Genomic DNA, 20852 nt, shown 5'->3' with positions numbered 1-20852 from the left:
CAGGCATTTTTTTATCTGCATAACAGAGAGGCGTATTATGGACAGTGAAATAACTCAGCGTTTAATTCCTGCATTCGGCGGCGACGATAATATCGAACATGTTGAAGCCTGCATTACCCGTCTGCGCGTCACGGTAAAAGATTTAAATAAGGTGGATACGCAGGCGTTACAACAGGAGGGGGCGCTGGGCGTAATTATTATTGGCCAGCAGGTGCATGCGATATTTGGCCGGCAGTCTGATACCTTGCGGCAATTATTAGATGCGCATTTTAGTCATTAATAATAAAAAAGGGATAGCCAAAATAATGGCTATCCCAAACCAGGATAATAGACTGCCAGTTGTTGGAGATACAATAACGATTAACGCATATCAGGAAATAAATATTACCACCAGGCTTCCACCTGCACGCCAACGTTCCAGGTATTATTTGCGGTGCCGTCTTCGAAGGATTGTCCTTTCTCGGAGTCATTCAGGTAAGAGGCGAAGACGCGCAGTTCAGGACGCGACATAAAATCAGGCCCATCCGCCAGTCCGAGTGCGAGGGTGTACTTCTCTCCGCTCTGCTTGTAGCTGGAGCCGTCGGTGTAGGTATCTTTCTGGTAGAAACCACCCACTTCACCAATCAGACGCACGTATTCGGTGAACTGGTACTGCGCGCGACCCACCAGAGAGACAAGGCGCGATTTATCGGTGAATTGCGTGGTGTCATCCGCCGAGCCCCAGGTCAGCACGTGGTTGAAGGAGAGCTTGTCCGTAATCGGAATTAAGCCGGTGTTAATCACACGGTAGCCGCTGGCGTCGTTCACGTAGTTCCACATGTCATACCAGCCGCCGCCCTGGGACACCATGTTCTGCGCCAGGCCTTTGTTCGCATACTGCAGCACCAGCTTGTTGTAGCCGCCTAACATGTCCTGGCTGATCTCACCGGTGACCATGACGCCGTTGTCGGCCTCATACAGCCCACCGTACTCTTTCTGCTTATTGGTGGGGTTTGGCATGGCGTAATCAATGCCCACTTCAGTCCATGCACCCGCCCACGGCTTCCAGCCCGCATAGCGAAGGTCGATGTAGTTGATATTGACGTCGCTATCGCCATCCACGCGGTAGTCCACGTCGTTGGCATCGCCACGGATCCAGGCCACGGACACCGCACCCGGTCCGAGCGTGTAGTTTTCGATACCGGCACCCGCGCCTGAGATGTTCCAGTATTTGGTGTCAATGATGTGCAGGTCATGGCGCTGGTAGTAGCGCTTACCGCCCCAGATCACCGCGTTCGGATCGCCGGGGATCAGCCCCTTGATCTGCAGATTCAACTGACGCAACCCGAACTGCGCATCGTCGCCGAAGGTGGTTTCATTGTCGTTAGAGCCGTCAGAGACCATGCTCACCATGCTGTCGAGGTAGAAGCTGACATCGTTCTTTTTGTACACCTCTGAGCCCAGCTCCAGCTCGCCGTAGGTATCGGCCTCGTTACCCAGACGGCCAATTTTATTTTTTTGCCACTCCTCCATCCCACCATCCCGTGAGACGCCCACACCGGAGCGAAGATACCCATGAAAATCAATTGGTACTGAAGACGCTGCAAACAGCGAAGGAGACGCTAACGCGGCAGCCAACGCAACAGATACAGAGCGGATCGTCGTGTTCATTGTTACCCTCTTATTGTTTTGTAATACGTTCACAAATCCGCTGTCATAAAATGCCTAAACCTTTTTTCTGGCAATTGCGTGATCGTTAATCTGTGATTAAGTGCAAATAAAATAGCCAATTTTGTTACGATTGATGAGGTGCGACCAGAAATGTAGTATTGTGAACGTAATACTTTTTGATGGTGTTATGGCAGCCAGACGTGCCCAGTGGACGTTTTTTTATATCGCCCCTGATACAATCAGCGCATAACAACATAAGGAACCGGACCATGAAGTCGAAAAGCGCAACGTTAGAGGACGTCGCACGCCATGCGGGCGTCTCCTATCAGACCGTGTCCAGGGTACTGAATAAATCTGCCAATGTATCCGAAGCCACGCGTCACAAGGTGGAGAAATCCATAGAGTTATTGCGGTATGTCCCGAACCGTCTGGCGCAGCAGCTGGTCGGAAAGCAGACCCAGACCGTCGGACTGGTGACGATTTCGCTGGCTTTGCATGCGCCGTCACAGGTCGCCGCGGCGGTAAAACGCTATGCAAATGTGGAAGGGTACCAGGTGTTGATCTCCATGATTGATGAGAACGTCAACCACAGCATCCAGGATTCGATCAATGAACTGAAATCTCAGCTCGTCAGTAAGGTGATCATCAACGTCCCGCTGGAAGCAGAGCAGGCGCAGAAAATCGCGACGGACAACGACGATATCGTCTGTCTGTTCCTCGACGTTGACCCTTACAGTTCCGTGTTTAACGTTTCGTTTAACCCGGCAGATGGCACCCGTGCCAGCGTCAAATATCTCTACGAACTGGGGCACCGGGAAATCGCGTTGCTGGCGGGGCCAGCCTCTTCTGTCTCGGCGCAGCTCAGGCTGAAAAGCTGGATTGAAACCCTGAACGGTTACGGTCTGGAGCCGGCCTCGGTGATCCGCGGGAACTGGGATGCGCAGAGCGGTTACGCGGGTGCACTGCAGATGCTGCGCGAGACGCCGCAATTTTCTGCCGTGCTGGTGGCCAACGACCAGATGGCGCTGGGGGTATTAAGTGCTTTCCATCAGCATCAGATTTCCATTCCGGGTGAAAAATCGGTGATTGGCTACGATGACACCTACGAAAGCTCATTCTTCTATCCGGCATTGACCACGGTATCGCTGGACCTGGATCTGCAGGGGAAGGAGGCGGTGCGCCGCATTCTTGATAGTGGCGAAGACAATGCCGTGCGCATGTCATCCATTTTGCCTGCCCGGCTGGTGGTGCGGCAGTCGACCGGGCCGAAAGGTGAGAAGGGCAAAAACCTGCAGGCGCTGGCGCAACAGCTTCGTGATATCGCACATCAGCTTGGCGATATGTAAAACGGTGAGCACCTCATCCCGGCGGGTGAGGTGCTGCACTCTTATTCCAGCCCCAGCGTGTACTGCGCAATCTTGAAGTAGATAATCAGACCGGTTCCGTCGATAAGCGTCGCGATAAAGGGCGCGGAAACGACGGCCGGGTCAATGCCGCAGCGCTTCAGTACCATCGGAATAACTGACGAGACAATCGCACTCCACAGCGTAATACAGACCAGCGTCAGGCTGACGATAAGGGTAATTTCCAGCCCGATACCCATCATCCAGGCGCGAACACACCCGGCAAGACCAAGCGTGGCGGCAATCATCAGCGAGGTGGTCATCTCCTTTCGTAACACGCGGCCAACGTCGCGCAGACGCACTTCACCCAGCGCCATTGCACGCACCAGCGTGGAGGTGATCTGCGTCCCGCTGTTCCCACCGGTCCCTATCAGCAGCGGAATAAAAAAGGCCAGGGCAATGGCGGATTCCAGCGCTTCTTCGAAGTGCTGAATAACCGAGCTGGTATAGGCTTCAGCGACAAACAACAGCAGCAGCCAGACGGAGCGTTTTTTCCACAGGCTGAAGGGGCTGGTTTCCAGATACGGCTTTTCCAACGGCAGCGTTGCTCCCTGGAGCTGGGCATCTTCGGTGACATCATCTTCCAGCAGATGGGCGATTTCGCGTTCGGTCAGGCAGCCGACCACTTTACCGTGCGTGACCACCGGCACGACATCCGCCTCGCCGTGGGCCAGCAGCCCGGCGACATCGGCACGCTCGTCTTCCGGTTTGACCTGCAGAAACTGAGAAATCATCAGCGTTTTCACCGGCTGTACCGTATCGGCGGTCTGCAGCAGTTTGCGCACCGCAACCATGCCCGCCAGCCGACCGTTATCTTCGAGGAAAATATGCGATGGAATATCATCGTCTTTTAATTTTTCGAAAAATTGCTCGCGTGCCAGCGCCACGCATAATGAAATATCGAGGACGATAAAATCGGTATTCATATATTGCGCGATTGCGCTGTCATTGAATGCCAGGTTTTGATTGTGAATAGCGTAAGACATAGTGAATTCCCTTTGAATAATAAAATCTCTCAGGGGCGAGCAAGACAGGGCATGTCGAAGAGGAGATCCCCACGTCCTGGGTTCAGCACTGTACACCGTATCCCGTAAGGGAAGTTATACTGACAAAGCCTTGATTCGACAGTGCCTGTTTTACCCTGTGCCGGTTCTCTCGAACCCACCAGAGCGATAACGTGTATTTGTACAGGAGCCTCGCCATAACGAGATCGTTGTAAAACGAGAGGGATAATACGCCACTTTAAAAATCGCGCTGTGGAATTTAAAAGACGTTTAAGAAACGTTTAGAACAATAATTTAATCCCGCGTATTAATGACATCGATTATTCATCAATGACGGAGGTTATTGCTCAAGAGAGTATAATTCCACGCCTCTGTGTTTCTAATGGCGCTGACATTTTCGCGTGTCGTTAATGCCTTTCTGCTGGAGGTCTGAGCGGTTGATACCCCATTTAAGGTTGTTCGTTTCTAATGGTCAGCATCACGAACGCTGCGGGGTGGAATATGACGTGGTTTGACAATCTGCTGAATCATTTTGCGCTCTATCCGACGCATCTGTTCGCGCTGCTTTTCGTCATCGCGCTGAGCAAGTCTACGGTACTGGTTTCCTCCGTGCTTCCGCCGGCCTCGGTGATGCTGCTGGCAGGGATCACCGTCAGCCAGACCAGCCTGCATCCGGGACTGACGTGGCTGGCTGTCGCGGCGGGTGCCACAACAGGGTCGGTATTGAATTATCATATCGGCCAGTTGATGGGCCACACGCGGCTGGTCACGCGCTTCACCTCCCGGCACGCCGAGAAATTTTTGCGGGTACAACATCAGCTGCAGAAAAACGGCGTGCTGGTGCTCTTTACCGCGCGTTTCCTGGCGGTGCTGCGCTATATCGTCCCGCTGGCAGCGGGCATGCTCAGACTGAACGCGGCGAAGGTGTACGCGGTAAGCCTGATTTCAGCCGTCGTATGGGCGGCGCTGTATGTCGGCATCGTCACCGGCATCAGCGCCTTTTGACCTACAGGTTTCCCATTCCGCCGTCGACCAGCAGTTCCGTTCCCACCATATAGCGCGATTCGTCAGAGGCAAGATAGAGCGCGGCTTTCGCCAGCTCCGTCGGCGTGCCCATTCTGCCCAGCGGCACAAGTTTGGTGATATCCCCCAGCATCGCCTTGAGCGCTTCCTCGCTTAACCCCGTTTTATTAAATGCCGGTGTTTCTACCGGACCCGGGCTCAGGCCGTTGACGCGAATACCGCGCGGCAACAACTCCCCTGACAGCGTGCGTGCCAGCGACAGTAATCCCGCCTTGCTGGCGGCATAAACGCTGCTGGCAGGCAGCCCGATGCGGGCGCTCACGGACCCGCACAGGATCACAGAGGAGGGATTATTGAGCAGCGGCAGCAGGGCCTGAATCAAAAAGAACGGTCCTTTAAGGTTGATGCCCATCAGGCGATCCCAGGCGTCTTCCTGCCACTCTTCAAGCAGCCCGTGCGTCACATCGCCGGCGTTAATAAACACGGCATCAAGACGCGACCAGCAAGAGGCGAGCGTGTCCGCCAGCGCTTTTTGCGCGGCGATGTCACCCGCATCGGTCGGAATAACCCAGGCATTATCGCCCAGAATGCGTTGTGCTTCGGCAAGGGTATCCGGGTTACGTCCGGTGACAGCAACGTGCGCCCCTTCGGCAATAAATTCCTGCGCGGTAGCGAGACCAATACCGGAAGTGCCGCCGGTAATCAGCGTATATTTACCTGCTAAACGACCCATGTGCTTCTCCTGAAATGACTCTGGAGAAAGCACTATAGAAACGTTAGTATCGAAAGGAAACCAGGTACCATTTGGATACTAATGAGGCTAGAGGTGTGCTATGGCGGAATCACTCAATATACCCTGTGAAAAAAAATCTGAGGTTTATCTCTGCCCGATGACGCAGTTTGTAAACCTGATTTCCGGTAAGTGGGCCATCCCGGTGCTCTATCGCCTGATTATGCTCAATGCACCGGTCCGGTTTGGCGATCTGCTGCGCGCCGCTGCCCCCATCACGCAAAAAGAGCTCACGAAGCAGTTGCGCCTGTTTGAGCAGCGCGGGCTGGTGTCGCGCACTATCTACCCGGAGATCCCACCGCGGGTGGAGTATCAGGTAACCGCGCTGGGGTTAACCCTCCAGAGCGCGCTCTCCCCGCTGGCCGACTGGATGAGCGAATACGGCGATCGCCTTGAAAAGTAATCCTCAGTTTGCGAAACGCTTCCCGGAAAATTGTCACGAATCTGTCACACTCACTGCGACATTTTAAAACGAGTGAGGAATTAGGGATGAGAAAAGCACTACTCGCGCTGGCAATCGCCGGTTCCATTGCAGTGACATCTGGCGTGCAGGCGCAAGAGACGCCGGAAGGGTATCAGCTGGAACAAGTTTTAATCATGAGTCGCCATAATTTGCGCGCGCCGCTCGCCAATAATGGCAGCGTGCTCGAGCAATCCACACCGAAGCAGTGGCCAGAATGGGAGGTGCCAGGCGGTCAGCTCACCACCAAAGGTGGCGTGCTTGAAGTCTATATGGGCCACTATATGCGTGAGTGGCTGGCACAGCAGGGGATGGTGAAAACCGGCGAGTGCCCGGCCGCGGATAGCGTATATGCCTATGCCAACAGCCTGCAGCGCACTGTCGCCACCGCGCAGTTCTTTATCACCGGCGCCTTCCCGGGGTGCGATGTGCCTGTGCATCATCAGGAAAAAATGGGCACCATGGATCCGACCTTTAACCCGGTGATTACGGATAACTCACCTGAATTCCGTGAAAAAGCGCTGAAGGCGATGGAGACTGAGCGGCAGAAAATGCAGCTTGGCGAGAGCTACAAGCTGCTGGAGCAGATGACGAATTACGCCGATTCACCGTCCTGTAAAGAGAAGAACGTGTGCTCGCTGGCAGAGGCGAAAGATACCTTCAGCGCCGACTATGAAAAAGAACCTGGCGTATCGGGGCCGTTAAAAGTCGGTAACTCGCTGGTGGATGCCTTCACGCTGCAGTATTACGAAGGCTTCCCGGCAGACCAGGTTGCCTGGGGTGAAATTAAAACCGATCAACAGTGGCGCGTGTTGTCGCAGCTGAAAAATGGCTATCAGGACTCGCTGTTTACCTCCACCGAGGTGGCGCAAAACGTGGCCAAACCGCTGGTGAAGTATATCGACCAGGCTCTCGTCACCGGGCAGGCGAAAGCGCCGAAAATCACCCTGCTGGTGGGGCATGATTCCAATATCGCGTCGCTGCTTACGGCGCTGGATTTCAAACCGTACCAGCTGCATGACCAGCACGAGCGGACGCCAATTGGCGGGAAAATTGTTTTCCAGCGCTGGCATGATAAAAGCGCCAACCAGGAGCTTATGAAGATTGAGTATGTCTATCAGAGCGCCGACCAGTTGCGTAACGCCAGCGTACTGTCACTGGATGCGCCGGCACAGCGTGTGACGCTGGAGCTGAAGGGGTGTCCGGTTGATGCGAACGGTTTTTGCCCAATCGATAAATTCAATGCGGTGATGAATAACGCGGCGAAATAGGTAAAACCCCCCGCTCAGGCGGGGGGAAACGTTCAGACGTTTTTACGTTCGATGGTTTGCTCACCCCAGAAGAGCGCGTCTTTGTCCGTTTTCCCGAAGGCACGTTCCAGCACTTCATCGCTGCCTTCTTCCCAAATCTGCTCTGCCAGCTTCTCGTCATAGTTCGCGACTTCAAAAATGGCTTCGGCGATCTCCGGAGAGGTGTTGCGTAAACTTGCCCATTCACCCACGCGGTGGGCTTTGGATTCTTGAGTTGGCATGCTTGTCCTCCTGTTGAGTTAGCCGTTCAGTTTTTTGGCGAGGCCTGCGACATACTCACCCTGATAGCGGGCGATAGTGAGCTCTTCGTTGCTCGGCTGTCGGGAGCCATCGCCACCGGCAATGGTGGTGGCGCCGTACGGTGTCCCGCCACGAACCTGGGAAATATCAAACAGTTCCTGCGCGCCGTAGCCAATCGGCACAATCACCATCCCATGATGAGCAAGGGTAGTCCAGGTTGACGTAATCGTCTGCTCCTGACCGCCGCCGGTCCCGGTGGAGCTGAAGACGCTGGCGAGTTTGCCGTATAACGCTCCGGATGCCCAAAGTCCTCCGGTTTGATCGAGGAAGGTCCGCATCTGACCTGACATATTGCCAAATCGGGTAGGGGTGCCGAAAATAATGGCATCGTAATCAGCCAGTTCCTGCGGGGTGGCAACCGGGGCATTTTGTGTTTTCCCCCCGGCTTTGGCGAACGCCTCAGCCTGCATCGTTTCCGGTACGCGTTTCACCACAACTTCTACGCCGTCCACTCTGTTTGCACCTTCTGCTACCGCGTGAGCCATGGTTTCAATGTGTCCATACATGGAATAATAGAGCACCAGAACTTTTGCCATTTTGCATCACTCCTCGTTTGTGTTTTCTGACAGCGGATCGCTGCGTTCATTTAAAGATATGTCATCACAGCCAGACTGCAAAAATGAACGGCATTTCTTTGATTTATAACAATATGGATACAAAAGCGCTTTGTAGCAAAATGAAACAACTTTCCCGCTGCGGATTTTTAAAATGATAAGAAAGGCTTATAAATGGCCGTCGCGTAATCTCACCCGAATGGCTGAGATCATGTTGCAGAATATTACCTCTGACTTGCCGGATAGCCGCATTCCACTAAGCTTAATTTCACGCGGCACAGATAAAGGCACTGTCCTTCAGCCGCGCGGTGAAAGAATCCTCTTTTACTGAATGCAATATGATGTCTAATGTTTCACACTCTGGAGGTTAGAGATGGCAAACCATCGTGGTGGTTCAGGTAATTTCGCTGAAGACCGTGAAAGAGCATCAGAAGCAGGTCGTAAAGGTGGCCAGTCTAGCGGGGGGAATTTCAAAAATGACCCTCAGCGCGCATCAGAAGCTGGCAAAAAAGGGGGCAAAAACAGTCATGGCAGCAATAAGTAATACGCCGGGCTGATACCCTGCCGCCGGGATCTCCCGGCGGTTTTTTATTTCTGCAACATTGAACTGTCACCAAAGGCATCGCACACTAGAGGATTGATGCTTATTTGCTGGTGCCGCATGTCTCTCTCCCGTTTCACATTCTCCGTCAAACCTCAGGAAGCCCTTCTCATTCTGATCACCATGTTCTGGGGCGGAACCTTTCTCGCCGTCCAGTATGCGGTTACGCTGAGCGGTCCGTTCTTTTTTGTCGGCCTGCGCTTTGCGACGGCGGCGATTGCCGTGGGATTACTCTCGCTTAAAACCTTGCGCGGGCTGACGCTTAAAGAACTGAAGGCCGGGGTGGCCATAGGGGTTGCAATTGCCATGGGCTACAGCCTGCAGACGTGGGGATTACAGACCATCACCAGCAGCAAATCGGCGTTTATCACCGCCATGTATGTGCCGCTGGTGCCGTTATTGCAATGGCTCTGTCTGGGGAGAATACCGGGTCTGATGTCCTGCACGGGGATCGTACTGGCGTTTATTGGCCTTATCTTGCTTGCCGGGCCGGAAAACAACCTGCTGGCGCTGGGGCCGGGCGAAATCATTACGCTGGTGGGCGCTATCGCGATTGCAGCGGAAATTATTCTGATCAGCGCCTGGGCTGGCAAAGTGGACGTCAAGCGCGTCACCGTGGTTCAGCTGGCGACCGCGTCGCTGGTGGCTTTTGCCACCATGGTGCCGGCAGGGGAGTCTGTTCCGCCGATGTCCACCGGGCTGGTTGTGGTGGCGCTGGGGCTGGGCATCTTTAGCGCCATTATCCAGGTCACCATGAACTGGGCGCAGCGCAGCGTTTCCCCGACGCGTGCGACGGTTATCTATACCGGTGAACCGGTATGGGCGGGCATTTTCGGGCGTATCGCGGGAGAGCGTTTACCGCTGCTGGCGCTGGTGGGTGCGGCGTTTATTGTCGCCGGCGTGCTGGTGAGTGAGCTGAAGCTGAAACGGAAGAAAAAAGCGCTGCCAGAGCGTGACAGCGCTGCGATAAATCAAGAGTCCTGATGTACCACGTCGCCCTGCGGTGCGGCCGCTTCCCGGCGGCTCAGCAGGGCGTTAAGCAGGATTGCGCCAAAGGTTGCGGTGCCAATCCCACCAAGGGTGAAGCCGCCCAGCGTCAGGGCAAAATCTCCCGCCCCCAGCACCAGCGTGACCGCCACCATAATCAGGTTGCTGTTCTGGCTCAGATCGACACGGTGCTGCACCCAGATGCGTGCCCCGGCAACGGCAATCAGACCAAATACCACAATCGATGCCCCACCAATCACCGGCGCGGGAATGGTGTGGATCAGCGCGCCGAATTTCGGTGAGAAGCCGAGGAGCATCGCCATCACCGCTGCCGCCACGAAGACCAGGGTGGAGTAAACTTTGGTCACTGCCATCACACCAATATTTTCAGCGTAGGTCGTTACACCGCTACCGCCGACCGAGCCGGAGAGCATGGTAGCCAGACCGTCGCCGACAAAGGCGCGGCCCATGTAAGGGTCCATGCTGCGCCCGGTCATACCCGCAACGGCTTTCAGATGGCCTAAGTTTTCTGCCACCAGGATCACCGCAACTGGCGCGATTAACATCATCGCCTGCGTGTTAAAGACCGGAGACGTCACCTGCGGCAGGCCGAACCAGGCGGCGTTATGCAACAGTGTAAAATCAACCGGCTTGCCCAGACCGAAGACGTTTGCCAGCAGGGCGTACACCAGACAGGCAACGATTAACCCCACCAGGATCAACAGTCGCTGGATCATCCCCCGCGTAAACACCGCCACCAGGCCAATGCAGAGTACCGTGATCACCGCCATCCAGCTTTCAAAGGGCGAACCGGAGACGCTTCTGACGGCTATTGGCGCAAGGTTCAGACCAATTGCCATCACCACAGCCCCGGTGACGACGGGAGGCATCATCCGCTCTATCCAGCGCGTCCCGACCTTCATGACCACCAGGCCAATCAGCGTGTAGACCAGCCCGCAGGCGATAATGCCGCCGAGCGCGACGCTCAGATTCGGGTTGATACCCTGACCGTTAAAGCCGGTGGTGGCGATGACCACGCCGACAAACGCAGCGCTGGAACCAAGATAGCTGGGCACGCGCCCGCCGGTGATGAAAAAGAACAGCAGGGTACCGATACCCGACATCAAAATGGACAGATTGGGATCAAGCCCCATCAGCATGGGCATCAGCACCGTTGCGCCGAACATCGCGACCGCGTGCTGAACCCCCATCACTAAGGTTGGCCCGAGCGGGAGCCTTTCATCCGGCGCGACCACGCCAGGTTCTGTAGAGGTCGATTTCAACTGCCAGTGGGGAAAACCGAACATTGCCATGAGCTGACTCCTTAAGGAGGGTTAACAGGCGGGTCGCATAAGCGCGTGATAGCCGCGGTCAAACCACACCAGCCCTTGCGGCGCGGGGTGGCGAATAATCGAAACGATGTCGCAAAACAGGATGTCGTGCGTGCCCACGCTCACCACCTGGCTGATACGGCAGTCAAACGAGGCCAGCGCCTCCTCCAGACGCGGGCACCCCGTTTCGCCAGTCTCCCAGCGCGCGGCGGCGAAGCGCTCGTCCATCGGGGTTTTCCCCCCAAACAGGTTTGATAGCGGCTCTTGTCCGGCGCTCAGGGTATTGACGCACAGGGTGCGGTTTTCACTGAAGGTCGGCCAGACGGATGCGCCACGGTTCAGGCATACCAGCAGCGTGGGCGGTGAATCCGTTACGCTGCACACCGCGCTGGCGGTGAAACCCGCCATCCCGGCAGGACCGTCGGTGGTGATGATATTGACCGCCGCACCGACGCAGGCCATGGCATCACGGAAGGTTTGTTTATCGGGTGTCATCATGGTGGCTCCTTATGCCAGTGCGCATGCGTCTTCAAAGGCCAGACGCGGCAAACGGCCGTAGAGTTTGCTGGTATCGCCATAGCCAATATTGATAAGCAGATTACTTTTCAGCGACGTGCCGGTGAAAAACGCGTCGTCGACTTTTTGGCGATCAAAGCCTGACATCGGGCCCGTATCGAGCCCCAGCGCCCGACAGGCGAAAATCAGGTAAGCCGCCTGCATCGCGCTGTTGCGAAAGGCTGTCTCTTCGGCAAGCACCGGGCTTGAGGTAAACCAGCTCCGCGCATCCCCGTGGGGGAACAGGGCGGGAAGGCGTTCATAAAATTCACTATCCCAGGCGACAATCGCCGTGACCGGGGCGGTGAGGGTTTTCTCCAGGTTGCCGCTGGAAAGCGCCGGGCGCAGTTTTTCTTTTCCCTCTGCGCTTCGTACAAACACAATCCGCGCTGGCGAGCAGTTGGCGGACGTTGGACCCCATTTCATCAGGTCGTAGATCTCGCGCAGCGTCTCGTCGCTGACGGGGATCGCCTGCCAGCCGTTATGGGTGCGTGCGCCGGTAAACAGTGATGCCAGCGCGCCAGGGGTAATCGCTTCGCTCATCAGGGCTCCTTATAAAGCGGGTTCAGGGCTGTGCAGCAGGCTGGCAAGCCCGTTCAGCAGCAGCGTATTAAAGGTTTCTGGCTCGGTGACGTTGCAGGCGTGCCCGCCCTGACGCATCACCACCTTGTGGCTGCCGGGGATGGCCGCCTGTAGCTCAGTGGAACAGACCGCAGGGATGAGCAGATCGTCGGCGGAGCAGATGAGGTGTACCGGGCAGTGAATGCGTGAGGCGTGGCGACTGAAGTCCGCTTTCTTCAGGGCATTCAGCCTGTGCAGCAGGTTGTTTTTGCCCTGGAAGTGGGCCAGTGCCAGAGCCTCTTCGGCCTCCAGACGCGGCGCGCGGGCGGCCATCCAGTCGGCCGGGTAAAGAAACAGCGGCTGTGCCTCTACCCACGCCTGTGCGCCGCCTGCATGAAGCAGGCGTTCGCGGATCTGGAAACAGCGTCGGGTATGAGCATTCAGAGTGAGCCAGCCGTTCACGCACACCAGCGCGCTGAGGGCATCGGGGTGGTCGAGCGCCAGCTGCAGGCCGATCAGCGCTCCCAGCGCATGACCCACGACGCAGTAACGAACGATCCCGGCGGCATTCAGCGCCCGGGCCAGCTCGTCGGCCATCATCGCCAGGCTGTAGGCTTCCGGCAGCACGTCGGGATTATTGCCCGTCCCGCGCTGGTCGTAGCACACCACCTGGTACTCTTGCTCCAGGACGGCAAGCTGCGGTAGCCAGTAGCTGCCGCCCCCGCCAAGCCCGGCAATCAGGACAACCGTGGGCGCGCCGTCGTAAGGGGGAGGTGAGACAGAGAGCTTCATGGCCGCCTCACTTTGCGATGTGTGCAACGGTCGCGATTTCAACCAGCGCATCTGGCTTCACCAGCCCACACTGAATGCAGAACCGGGCCGGTTTATCACCGGGAAAGAATTCGGCGTAAATGTCGTTAATCGCGGCGTAGTTTTTCCAGTCGGTGATAAAGATACTGTTGAACGTCACATCCTCCATTGTGCCACCCGCTGTTTCGATCACTTTTTTGATCGTCTCCAGCACGTGGCGGGTTTGCGCCTTTGGGTCGTTGGGGTAGACCACGTTATTGTGCTGATCAAACGGCAGCGTGCCGGATACATACACCACACCATCGGCCAGCGTGCCGGGCACGAACGGGGCAATCGGGGTACTGGTTCCTGGCGGAATAATCACGGATTTCGGCATGGTCTTGTTCCTCAGGCAATACGGGCTAATGGTGGATTCAGGGCGTCGCAAAAATCCGCGACGTTGCTGACCCAGCCAAAAAAGGTTTCGATGTTGAACAGGGCCGCTTGCTGCGCAAACGCCGGCCCGGCCTGATGGGTGGCGTCTTCCAGCACCACGCCAAAATATTCCAGGAAGAAGCCGTCGCGCAGGGTGGATTCCACGCAGACGTTGGTAGCGATGCCGGTAAAGACCAGATGACGGATCCCCCGGCTGCGCAGCAGGCTGTCGAGCGGGGTGTTGAAAAAGCCGCTGTAGCGCGGTTTGGGCAGCACGATATCGCCTGCCTCTGGCACCAGCTCATCCACCAGCTGGTAATCCCAACTGCCTTTCGCCAGCAGTGTGCCCTGCAGTTCGGGCCGTTTGCGCATGGTTTTCAGGGCGTTCGATTTATGGAAATTGGGAGAGCCCGGGCCACCGGCCTCCACATATTGATCGTCCCAGCCGTTCTGGAACCAGACGATCAGCATGCCTGCCGCGCGGGCTGCGTTGACTGCGGTTTGAATGTTCTCAATCACCGGTCGGGTGGTGGAGACGTCAAATCCCGCCAGATCCAGATAGCCGCCCTGGCTGGCATAGGCGTTTTGCATATCCACCACAATCAGGGCGCTTTGGTGCGGCGCAAAGGTGATGGCTTCCGGACGTGCTGCAAGCGTGGTCATTACGCGACCTCCTTTGTGATGGCAGGAATGTGGGCGCGGCACTGCATCAGCGGCTGAATGCGCTCGCCAAATGTTTCCACACCGGTCAGGAACTCATCGAAGGTCAGCAGCACGCCTTCCGCACCGGGCACGGCGGCCACTTCATCGAGCATTCTGGCGATGCTGGCATAGGAACCGACCAGCGTGCCCATGTTGATGTTGACCGCTGAGGTCGGGTCGGCCATCTGACGGACGTTGGTGTCCGAGCCGGAACGGGTATCTTTCTGGCTCTGTTCGGTGAGCCAGCTCAGTGCTTCATCGTCCGCGCCCGCCTTATACCGTTCCCATTTCGCGCGGGCGGCGTCGTCGGTTTCGTCGGCAATGACCATAAACAGGACATAGGAACCCACATCGCGACCGGTTTTGTCCGCGGCCTCTTTCATGCGTGCCGCGGTCGGGGCGAAGGCGGCTGGGGTATTCACGCCTTTGCCAAAGCAGAAGTTGAAGTCGGCGTATTTAGCGGAGAATTCCATTCCTGCGTCGCTCTGCCCGGCGCAGATCACTTTCATCGGGGCGGAAGGCTGCGGGCTGACGCGGCAGTCGTTCATGGTGAAGTAATCACCTTTGAAGTCGCTTTTGCCTGTGCCCCAGAGATCGCGCAGCACCTGCACATACTCGGTCAGGTAGTCGTAGCGGCGGGAGAAATACTCGTCGCCCGGCCAGATCCCCATCTGCTCATATTCAGGTTTTTGCCAGCCCGTAACCAGGTTAACGCCAAAGCGACCACCGGAAATGGAGTCGATGGTGGAGGCCATTCTGGCAACGATCGCCGGCGGCAGGGTGAGGGTGGCGGCCGTCGCGTAGATCTGAATGCGCGAGGTGACGGCTGCCAGCCCGGCCATCAGGGTGAAGGACTCCAGGTTGTGATCCCAGAATTCGGTTTTGCCGCCGAAACCCCGCAGCTTGATCATCGAAAGCGCAAAATCGAAATGGTAGTGCTCCGCCTTTTGCACAATGGCCTTATTCAGCTCAAAAGTAGGCATGTATTGCGGGGCGGTGGTCGAGATTAGCCAGCCGTTGTTGCCGATAGGTACAAATACGCCAATTTTCATCACGAACCTCTCTTTACGACGTTGCAGGTAAAAAGGGTTTTGCAAAGGCAATGCCAGTTTTGAAAATGGCTTTGTTATTAATGTGTTAATCAATGGTTGGTTAATTGAGGTATGCAAATGTGGACTAAATGGTCAAAAACATTGCACAGAAAACAGGCATTCATGCGCGATCGGAGTGCAGAGTGTCGTGGTCGGTGAGGGGTTTTGCTATGCTGATGGCAACGCAAAATATGGAGAGCGGGAATGACACAAGGTGCAGTGAAAACACCCGGTAAACGTTCGCAGGCGGTCAGTGCGAAGAAGCAGGCCATCCTCGGTGCGGCACTGGAGACCTTTTCGCAGTTTGGTATTCATGGCACGCGCCTTGAGCAGGTGGCGGAACAGGCCGGTGTGTCGAAAACGAATCTGCTCTACTACTACCCGTCGAAAGAGGCGCTTTATATTGCGGTGATGCAGCAGATCCTCAATATCTGGCTGGCGCCGCTTAAGGCGTTTCGCGAAGAGCTTGCCCCGCTGGTGGCAATCAGGGAGTACATTCGCCTGAAGCTGGAGGTGTCGCGTGATTATCCGCAGGCGTCACGGCTGTTCTGCCTGGAGATGCTGCAGGGCGCACCGCTGTTGCAGGCGGAACTGACCGGGGATTTAAAACAGCTGGTTGACGAGAAATCGGCCATTATTGCCGGATGGGTGGCGGGCGGGAAGCTGGCTCCAGTTGACCCACATCATCTGATCTTTATGATTTGGGCCTCCACTCAGCATTACGCTGACTTTGCGGCCCAGGTTGAAGCGGTAACCGGTAAGACGCTTCAGGATGAGGCGTTTTTCCACAGCACGCTGGAAAACGTTCAGCAGATGATCATTGAAGGGATCCGCGTGCGTTAGTTTCCCGGCGGAAGAGGGCAGCTTAAATCGCCCTCTTCACACTGCATCAGTGAGGCAAGAAACGCTTCACGCTCAACGGTTTTTTCGTTCAGGCACTGGCTGATGATCATCGGCTGGACGCTGCCTCCCTCCGTACCCGACCCGATAAAGTTGCAGTCGGCATCGCGCAGGGCAATCCACGCCTGCTGTGCCTTTTTCAGAAGCTCACGCTGTGGGGCTTCTGCGCGTTTGATGGCAGCCTGATACGTCTGATTCAGTTTTTTATCGGCTGCCTGGTACTGCTGCGCCGTACAGGTGTTCATTTCAAGCTGGGTGGTCGCATTTGCGCACTCTTCTGCCAGCGCGTTCGCGCTCAGCAGCAATGCAGCCCCCGCGATCAGATATCTTTTCATCATCCCCTCCATGTAAAAAAGCCGGATGCGCTGTGCTTATCCGGCCCTGGGTTTTTTTGTCACCCCGGTAAGCGTAGTGCCACCGGGGATATTTTACACGATTAACCGATTGTCATCAGGCTCGCGTTACCGCCCGCCGCTGCGGTGTTCACGCTGAGCGAGCGCTCCACGTACAGACGTTCCAGCAGCAGATTGGTTTCGCCGCGGGCAAAGCCCTGCACCGAAACAATCGCACCGCTGCGGGCCGCCACCTGCTCGCACAGTTCGCGCAGCTGGTCGGAATCACCGTGATAGATAACGGCATCAAACGGCTGAGTCAGCAGGGCATCGGGCTTTGCAAAATGAATGCGGGCAGAGACCGCTTTCGGCAGCTGTTTCGCGAGGTCACGATGCAGTGCATCTTCCGGCCACAGCACTTCACAACCGGTTGCAGCAGCGGCGGCCAGCTGGACCAGCGCATCCTGCTCGTTGTCCGCCACGCACAGCACACGCTCGCGCGGCATCAGCGTCCAGGTGTTGCGCTCACCGGTTGGCCCCGGCAGCAGGCGCTGGGTACCCGCCTGCGCCAGTTCGCCATACTGCTGTGCGACAGCGCGCAGTTCCGGGCGTGTTTCTGCCCACGTGATGAGCGCCTCCAGCGGCTGTGTCAGCACGGCCTTCAGCTGCGCGTCCACCGGACGTTCGGCATCCTGACGTGCCAGCGTCACGCCGAGCGCATTGTCCGGACGGTTTGCCAGCAGACGGTACAGGTAGAGTGGACCACCGGCTTTTGGACCGGTACCTGACAGACCTTCACCGCCGAACGGCTGTACGCCCACCACCGCGCCGACCATGTTACGGTTGACGTACAGGTTGCCTACTTTAGCGCTGCCGGTCACCTGAGCGATGGTCTCATCGATGCGGGTATGCACGCCAAGGGTCAGACCATAGCCGGAGGCGTTAATCTGTTCAATCAGCTCGTTGAGGTTGTTCCGGTTGTAGCGCACCACGTGCAATACCGGGCCAAAGACCTCTTTTTTCAGCTCGTCGAAGCTGGCCAGTTCAATCAGCGTTGGCGGCACAAAGGTGCCGGTCTGCCACTCGCGGGCATCCTCGCTGTTTTCACGCACGGCCTGGAAGACCGGACGGCCTTTGGCGCGCATGGTCTGAATATGGTTTTCGATATTTGCTTTGGCTTCCGCGTCGATAACCGGCCCGATATCGGTCGTGAGACGGCCCGGGTTACCCATGCGGCATTCGGCCATCGCGCCGCGCAGCATCTTCAGTGTGTGGTCTGCCACGTCATCCTGCAGACACAGCACGCGCAGGGCGGAACAGCGCTGGCCCGCGCTGTCGAAGGCGGAGGCGAGAACATCGACCACCACCTGCTCGGTGAGCGCGGAGGAGTCGACGATCATGGCGTTCATGCCGCCGGTTTCAGCGATGAGCGGCGTTGGACGCCCCTGTGCATCAAGACGGGTGGCGATGTTGCGCTGCAGCAGGGAGGCCACTTCAGTCGAGCCTGTAAACATCACGCCGCGCACACGGTTATCGGCGGTCAGTTTCGCCCCGACCGTTTCACCGCGGCCCGGCAACAGCTGTATGACACCCGCAGGCACGCCTGCTTCCAGCAGAATGTTAATACCCTGAGCGGCAATCAGCGGGGTCTGCTCCGCCGGTTTTGCCAGCACGCTGTTGCCTGCGGCAAGTGCGGCGGCAATCTGGCCGGTGAAGATCGCCAGCGGGAAGTTCCACGGACTGATACACACCACCGGACCGAGAGGACGGTGGGTTTCGTTATCGAAATCATCACGAACCTGGCCTGCGTAGTAGTGCAGGAAGTCGACCGCTTCACGAACTTCGGCAATGGCGTTGCTGAAGGTTTTACCTGCTTCGCGCACCAGGATCCCGATGAGCGACTGCATCTGGTCTTCCATCAGCACCGCAGCACGTTCCAGAATGGCGCCACGCTCTTGCGGCGGCGTCGCGAACCAGATTGGCGCGTTATTCACCGCGCTGTCCAACGCCTGATCCACTTCTGCTTCGGTTGCTTCACGCACGTAGCCGACGATATCTTTTGGCTCCGCCGGGTTAATCACGGGCTGCATTTCGCCATCAGCGACGGGCTGCTCCAGAATCGGTTTGGCCTGCCATTTCTGCAGCGCGCTGTTGAGCAGGGCGGAGGAGAGGGAGGCCAGACGGTGTTCGTTCGCCAGGTCCAGGCCCGCGGAGTTCACGCGACCTTTGCCGTACAGTTCGCGCGGCAGCGAGATCTTCGGATGCGGCAGGCCAATCTGACCTTCCTGGGCCGCCATCTTCTCAACCGCCTGCACCGGATCGGCAACCAGCTCGTCAAGCGGCAGGGTGGTATCGGCGATACGGTTAACGAAGGAGGTGTTCGCCCCGTTCTCCAGCAGACGACGCACCAGGTACGCCAGCAGGGTTTCATGGGTGCCCACCGGGGCATAAATACGGCACGGACGGTTCAGTTTGCCATCCGCCACTTTACCGGTGACCTGCTCGTACAGCGGTTCACCCATGCCGTGCAGGCACTGGAACTCATACTGACCCGGATAGTAGTTCTGACCGGCCAGGCTGTAGATGGCCGCCAGAGTGTGGGCGTTATGGGTGGCAAACTGCGGGTAAATCAGGTTCGGCACGCCGAGCAGTTTTTTCGCGCAGGCAAGGTATGAGACATCGGTGTAAACCTTGCGGGTATAGACCGGATAGCCTTCCAGACCTTCCATCTGGGCGCGTTTAATCTCGCTGTCCCAGTAGGCGCCTTTCACCAGGCGGATCATCAGGCGACGGCGGCTGCGGCTTGCCAGGTCAATCAGGTAATCAATCACGAACGGACAACGTTTCTGATACGCCTGGATAACGAAACCAATTCCGTTCCAGCCTGCCAGCTCCGGCTCGAAGCACAGTTTTTCCAGCAGATCGAGGGAGATCTCCAGGCGGTCGGCCTCTTCGGCATCGATGTTGATACCGATGTCGTACTGGCGCGCCAGCAGGGTCAGAGACTTCAGGCGCGGATAGAGCTCTTCCATCACCCGGTCGTACTGCGCACGGCTGTAGCGCGGATGCAGGGCCGAGAGCTTGATGGAGATCCCCGGGCCTTCATAAATACCACGACCGTTTGACGCTTTACCAATGGCGTGAATCGCCTGCTGGTAAGAGACCATATAAGCCTGCGCGTCGGCGGCGGTCAGAGCCGCTTCACCCAGCATGTCGTAAGAGTAGCGGAAACCTTTATCTTCGAGCTTACGGGCGTTGGCCAGCGCTTCCGCGATGGTTTCGCCGGTAACAAACTGCTCGCCCATCAGGCGCATCGCCATATCCACGCCTTTGCGGATCAGCGGTTCACCGCTCTTGCCGATGATGCGGTTCAGGGAGCGGGAGAGGTTGGCTTCGTTATGGGTCGAGACCAGTCGGCCGGTAAACAGCAGGCCCCAGGTCGCCGCGTTGACGAACAGCGACGGGCTGCGGCCAATGTGTGACTGCCAGTTACCGTTGCTGATTTTGTCGCGGATCAGTGCGTCACGGGTGGCTTTGTCAGGAATACGCAACAGCGCTTCCGCCAGACACATCAACGCTACGCCCTCCTGAGAGGAGAGGGAAAACTCCTGCAGCAGACCCTGTACCATTCCGGCGCGGCCGGTGGCATTTTTCTGGTTACGCAGTTTGTCGGCAAGCTGATACGCCAGGCTGTGCGCCTGAGAGGCAATGGCTTCTGGCAGACGGGCCTGCTCCAGCAGCATCGGTACGGCGTCGGTTTCGGCACGACGGTAAGCACCGGTAATGGCGGCGCGGCTGACGGACTGAGGCAGGATCTGCTCGGCGAATTCAAGGAACGGCTGATGGTTTTCGTCAGCAGCGGCGGAAACCTCATCACTTTCATTGGCCGCACCCGCCAGCAGCGCGGGCAGCTCTGGCAGCCCCTCATCGCTTTCGAGTCTTTCAAGGTAGTTAAAAATCGCCTGCTTGATTAGCCAGTGCGGCGTGCGGTCAATGCGTGTTGCTGCGGTCTTAATCCGTTCGCGGGTTGCGTCATCCAGCTTAACCCCCATGGTGGTCATACCCATGCCAAAG

General features: G+C 57.0%; 22 protein-coding genes and 1 riboswitch. Of the genes, 8 read left to right on the top strand and 14 right to left on the bottom strand.

What is annotated here, in order from left to right; all coding sequences use genetic code 11:
- Positions 1 to 37 precede the first annotated feature (37 nt).
- The gene (locus tag ACMVME_RS04775; RefSeq protein ID WP_074164888.1) at positions 38 to 280 is read left to right on the top strand and encodes a glucose PTS transporter subunit EIIB; all 243 of its coding nucleotides are present in this window, start codon (positions 38 to 40) and stop codon (positions 278 to 280) included.
- 104 nt (positions 281 to 384) lie between these two features.
- Here ACMVME_RS04775 and ACMVME_RS04770 read toward each other — a convergent pair whose 3' ends face one another.
- Positions 385 to 1650, bottom strand: a complete 1266-nt coding sequence (locus ACMVME_RS04770; RefSeq protein WP_025204490.1) for a maltoporin — start codon at positions 1648 to 1650, stop codon at positions 385 to 387.
- A gap of 269 nt (positions 1651 to 1919) precedes the next feature.
- Here ACMVME_RS04770 and ACMVME_RS04765 point away from each other — a divergent pair, with 269 nt between their 5' ends.
- Positions 1920 to 2996, top strand: a complete 1077-nt coding sequence (locus tag ACMVME_RS04765) for a LacI family DNA-binding transcriptional regulator (RefSeq protein ID WP_041162527.1) — start codon at positions 1920 to 1922, stop codon at positions 2994 to 2996.
- A 41-nt stretch (positions 2997 to 3037) separates the two neighbouring features.
- Here ACMVME_RS04765 and ACMVME_RS04760 read toward each other — a convergent pair whose 3' ends face one another.
- On the bottom strand, positions 3038 to 4039 hold the full coding sequence (locus ACMVME_RS04760; protein ID WP_020884727.1) for a magnesium transporter: 1002 nt from the start codon (positions 4037 to 4039) through the stop codon (positions 3038 to 3040).
- Between the two features lie 60 nt (positions 4040 to 4099).
- A riboswitch (M-box (ykoK) riboswitch) is annotated at positions 4100 to 4269 on the bottom strand.
- 289 nt (positions 4270 to 4558) lie between these two features.
- On the opposite strand from ACMVME_RS04760, the gene ACMVME_RS04755 reads away from it, so the two are divergent.
- Positions 4559 to 5062, top strand: a complete 504-nt coding sequence (locus tag ACMVME_RS04755; RefSeq protein WP_032670645.1) for a DedA family protein — start codon at positions 4559 to 4561, stop codon at positions 5060 to 5062.
- A 1-nt stretch (position 5063) separates the two neighbouring features.
- Here the strand turns inward: ACMVME_RS04755 and ACMVME_RS04750 are convergent, their stop codons facing one another.
- A complete protein-coding gene (locus tag ACMVME_RS04750) occupies positions 5064 to 5813 on the bottom strand; it encodes an SDR family oxidoreductase (RefSeq protein ID WP_041162528.1) in 750 nt (249 codons plus the stop codon).
- A 100-nt stretch (positions 5814 to 5913) separates the two neighbouring features.
- On the opposite strand from ACMVME_RS04750, the gene ACMVME_RS04745 reads away from it, so the two are divergent.
- Positions 5914 to 6273: a winged helix-turn-helix transcriptional regulator gene (locus ACMVME_RS04745; protein WP_068794492.1), complete on the top strand. Its 360-nt coding sequence runs from the start codon at positions 5914 to 5916 to the stop codon at positions 6271 to 6273.
- 86 nt (positions 6274 to 6359) lie between these two features.
- Positions 6360 to 7601, top strand: coding sequence for a bifunctional glucose-1-phosphatase/inositol phosphatase (agp, locus tag ACMVME_RS04740; protein WP_032681278.1), 1242 nt, complete (start codon positions 6360 to 6362; stop codon positions 7599 to 7601).
- A 32-nt stretch (positions 7602 to 7633) separates the two neighbouring features.
- Here the strand turns inward: agp and ACMVME_RS04735 are convergent, their stop codons facing one another.
- Positions 7634 to 7861 (bottom strand): YccJ family protein, encoded by a 228-nt coding sequence (locus ACMVME_RS04735; protein ID WP_014169490.1) that lies wholly within the window; start codon positions 7859 to 7861, stop codon positions 7634 to 7636.
- An 18-nt stretch (positions 7862 to 7879) separates the two neighbouring features.
- Positions 7880 to 8476 (bottom strand): NAD(P)H:quinone oxidoreductase, encoded by a 597-nt coding sequence (wrbA, locus tag ACMVME_RS04730; protein ID WP_014169491.1) that lies wholly within the window; start codon positions 8474 to 8476, stop codon positions 7880 to 7882.
- Between the two features lie 391 nt (positions 8477 to 8867).
- Here wrbA and ACMVME_RS04725 point away from each other — a divergent pair, with 391 nt between their 5' ends.
- Both ACMVME_RS04725 and ACMVME_RS04720 read left to right on the top strand, forming a co-directional pair.
- Positions 8868 to 9038 carry a general stress protein gene (locus ACMVME_RS04725; protein WP_001273664.1) on the top strand — a complete coding sequence of 57 codons (171 nt, stop codon included), beginning with the start codon at positions 8868 to 8870 and terminating at the stop codon, positions 9036 to 9038.
- Positions 9039 to 9155: 117 nt separating this feature from the next.
- Positions 9156 to 10079, top strand: a complete 924-nt coding sequence (locus ACMVME_RS04720) for a DMT family transporter (RefSeq protein ID WP_041162529.1) — start codon at positions 9156 to 9158, stop codon at positions 10077 to 10079.
- Here the strand turns inward: ACMVME_RS04720 and rutG are convergent.
- Genes rutG through rutA form a run of 7 tightly spaced genes read right to left on the bottom strand, consistent with a single transcriptional unit; the run spans position 10067 to position 15507 of the window.
- Positions 10067 to 11395 carry a pyrimidine utilization transport protein G gene (gene rutG, locus ACMVME_RS04715; RefSeq protein WP_014169495.1) on the bottom strand — a complete coding sequence of 443 codons (1329 nt, stop codon included), beginning with the start codon at positions 11393 to 11395 and terminating at the stop codon, positions 10067 to 10069. The two genes, ACMVME_RS04720 and rutG, sit on opposite strands and share 13 nt — an antisense overlap.
- A 21-nt stretch (positions 11396 to 11416) precedes the next feature.
- Positions 11417 to 11911, bottom strand: coding sequence for an NADH-dependent FMN reductase RutF (rutF, locus tag ACMVME_RS04710; protein ID WP_014169496.1), 495 nt, complete (start codon positions 11909 to 11911; stop codon positions 11417 to 11419).
- Between the two features lie 9 nt (positions 11912 to 11920).
- A complete protein-coding gene (locus tag ACMVME_RS04705) occupies positions 11921 to 12511 on the bottom strand; it encodes a malonic semialdehyde reductase (protein ID WP_068794493.1) in 591 nt (196 codons plus the stop codon).
- A gap of 9 nt (positions 12512 to 12520) precedes the next feature.
- The gene (gene rutD / locus ACMVME_RS04700; protein ID WP_020884719.1) at positions 12521 to 13321 is read right to left on the bottom strand and encodes a pyrimidine utilization protein D; all 801 of its coding nucleotides are present in this window, start codon (positions 13319 to 13321) and stop codon (positions 12521 to 12523) included.
- Positions 13322 to 13328: 7 nt separating this feature from the next.
- Positions 13329 to 13715, bottom strand: coding sequence for a pyrimidine utilization protein C (gene rutC / locus ACMVME_RS04695; protein ID WP_020884718.1), 387 nt, complete (start codon positions 13713 to 13715; stop codon positions 13329 to 13331).
- Positions 13716 to 13726: 11 nt separating this feature from the next.
- Positions 13727 to 14416: a pyrimidine utilization protein B gene (rutB, locus tag ACMVME_RS04690; protein ID WP_068794494.1), complete on the bottom strand. Its 690-nt coding sequence runs from the start codon at positions 14414 to 14416 to the stop codon at positions 13727 to 13729.
- Positions 14416 to 15507: a pyrimidine utilization protein A gene (gene rutA / locus ACMVME_RS04685; RefSeq protein WP_068794495.1), complete on the bottom strand. Its 1092-nt coding sequence runs from the start codon at positions 15505 to 15507 to the stop codon at positions 14416 to 14418. The genes rutB and rutA overlap by 1 nt, the downstream gene beginning before the upstream one ends.
- A gap of 243 nt (positions 15508 to 15750) precedes the next feature.
- Between rutA and rutR the strand changes: the two genes are divergently transcribed.
- On the top strand, positions 15751 to 16389 hold the full coding sequence (gene rutR, locus ACMVME_RS04680) for an HTH-type transcriptional regulator RutR (RefSeq protein WP_063156153.1): 639 nt from the start codon (positions 15751 to 15753) through the stop codon (positions 16387 to 16389).
- Here the strand turns inward: rutR and ACMVME_RS04675 are convergent.
- Both ACMVME_RS04675 and putA read right to left on the bottom strand, forming a co-directional pair.
- Entirely contained in the window at positions 16386 to 16781 is a 396-nt protein-coding gene (locus ACMVME_RS04675; protein WP_020884714.1) for a lysozyme inhibitor LprI family protein, read from the bottom strand. The genes rutR and ACMVME_RS04675 overlap by 4 nt on opposite strands.
- 101 nt (positions 16782 to 16882) lie before the next feature.
- A complete protein-coding gene (putA, locus tag ACMVME_RS04670; RefSeq protein ID WP_068794496.1) occupies positions 16883 to 20845 on the bottom strand; it encodes a trifunctional transcriptional regulator/proline dehydrogenase/L-glutamate gamma-semialdehyde dehydrogenase in 3963 nt (1320 codons plus the stop codon).
- Positions 20846 to 20852: the final 7 nt, after the last annotated feature.

The organism is Enterobacter cloacae complex sp. 2024EL-00711 (assembly GCF_047529885.1).
Taxonomy (GTDB): domain Bacteria; phylum Pseudomonadota; class Gammaproteobacteria; order Enterobacterales; family Enterobacteriaceae; genus Enterobacter; species Enterobacter ludwigii.
The sequence above is the reverse complement of the archived record's forward strand: the minus strand, read 5'-3'. Positions and strand labels throughout refer to the sequence as shown.

Coding starts and splice junctions, on each gene's coding strand:
- ACMVME_RS04775 (WP_074164888.1), top strand. CDS start 38: ATGGACAGTGAAATAACTCAGCGTTTAATTCCTGCATTCGGCGGCGAC.
- ACMVME_RS04770 (WP_025204490.1), bottom strand. CDS start 1,650: ATGAACACGACGATCCGCTCTGTATCTGTTGCGTTGGCTGCCGCGTTA.
- ACMVME_RS04765 (WP_041162527.1), top strand. CDS start 1,920: ATGAAGTCGAAAAGCGCAACGTTAGAGGACGTCGCACGCCATGCGGGC.
- ACMVME_RS04760 (WP_020884727.1), bottom strand. CDS start 4,039: ATGTCTTACGCTATTCACAATCAAAACCTGGCATTCAATGACAGCGCA.
- ACMVME_RS04755 (WP_032670645.1), top strand. CDS start 4,559: ATGACGTGGTTTGACAATCTGCTGAATCATTTTGCGCTCTATCCGACG.
- ACMVME_RS04750 (WP_041162528.1), bottom strand. CDS start 5,813: ATGGGTCGTTTAGCAGGTAAATATACGCTGATTACCGGCGGCACTTCC.
- ACMVME_RS04745 (WP_068794492.1), top strand. CDS start 5,914: ATGGCGGAATCACTCAATATACCCTGTGAAAAAAAATCTGAGGTTTAT.
- agp (WP_032681278.1), top strand. CDS start 6,360: ATGAGAAAAGCACTACTCGCGCTGGCAATCGCCGGTTCCATTGCAGTG.
- ACMVME_RS04735 (WP_014169490.1), bottom strand. CDS start 7,861: ATGCCAACTCAAGAATCCAAAGCCCACCGCGTGGGTGAATGGGCAAGT.
- wrbA (WP_014169491.1), bottom strand. CDS start 8,476: ATGGCAAAAGTTCTGGTGCTCTATTATTCCATGTATGGACACATTGAA.
- ACMVME_RS04725 (WP_001273664.1), top strand. CDS start 8,868: ATGGCAAACCATCGTGGTGGTTCAGGTAATTTCGCTGAAGACCGTGAA.
- ACMVME_RS04720 (WP_041162529.1), top strand. CDS start 9,156: ATGTCTCTCTCCCGTTTCACATTCTCCGTCAAACCTCAGGAAGCCCTT.
- rutG (WP_014169495.1), bottom strand. CDS start 11,395: ATGGCAATGTTCGGTTTTCCCCACTGGCAGTTGAAATCGACCTCTACA.
- rutF (WP_014169496.1), bottom strand. CDS start 11,911: ATGATGACACCCGATAAACAAACCTTCCGTGATGCCATGGCCTGCGTC.
- ACMVME_RS04705 (WP_068794493.1), bottom strand. CDS start 12,511: ATGAGCGAAGCGATTACCCCTGGCGCGCTGGCATCACTGTTTACCGGC.
- rutD (WP_020884719.1), bottom strand. CDS start 13,321: ATGAAGCTCTCTGTCTCACCTCCCCCTTACGACGGCGCGCCCACGGTT.
- rutC (WP_020884718.1), bottom strand. CDS start 13,715: ATGCCGAAATCCGTGATTATTCCGCCAGGAACCAGTACCCCGATTGCC.
- rutB (WP_068794494.1), bottom strand. CDS start 14,416: ATGACCACGCTTGCAGCACGTCCGGAAGCCATCACCTTTGCGCCGCAC.
- rutA (WP_068794495.1), bottom strand. CDS start 15,507: ATGAAAATTGGCGTATTTGTACCTATCGGCAACAACGGCTGGCTAATC.
- rutR (WP_063156153.1), top strand. CDS start 15,751: ATGACACAAGGTGCAGTGAAAACACCCGGTAAACGTTCGCAGGCGGTC.
- ACMVME_RS04675 (WP_020884714.1), bottom strand. CDS start 16,781: ATGAAAAGATATCTGATCGCGGGGGCTGCATTGCTGCTGAGCGCGAAC.
- putA (WP_068794496.1), bottom strand. CDS start 20,845: ATGGGTATGACCACCATGGGGGTTAAGCTGGATGACGCAACCCGCGAA.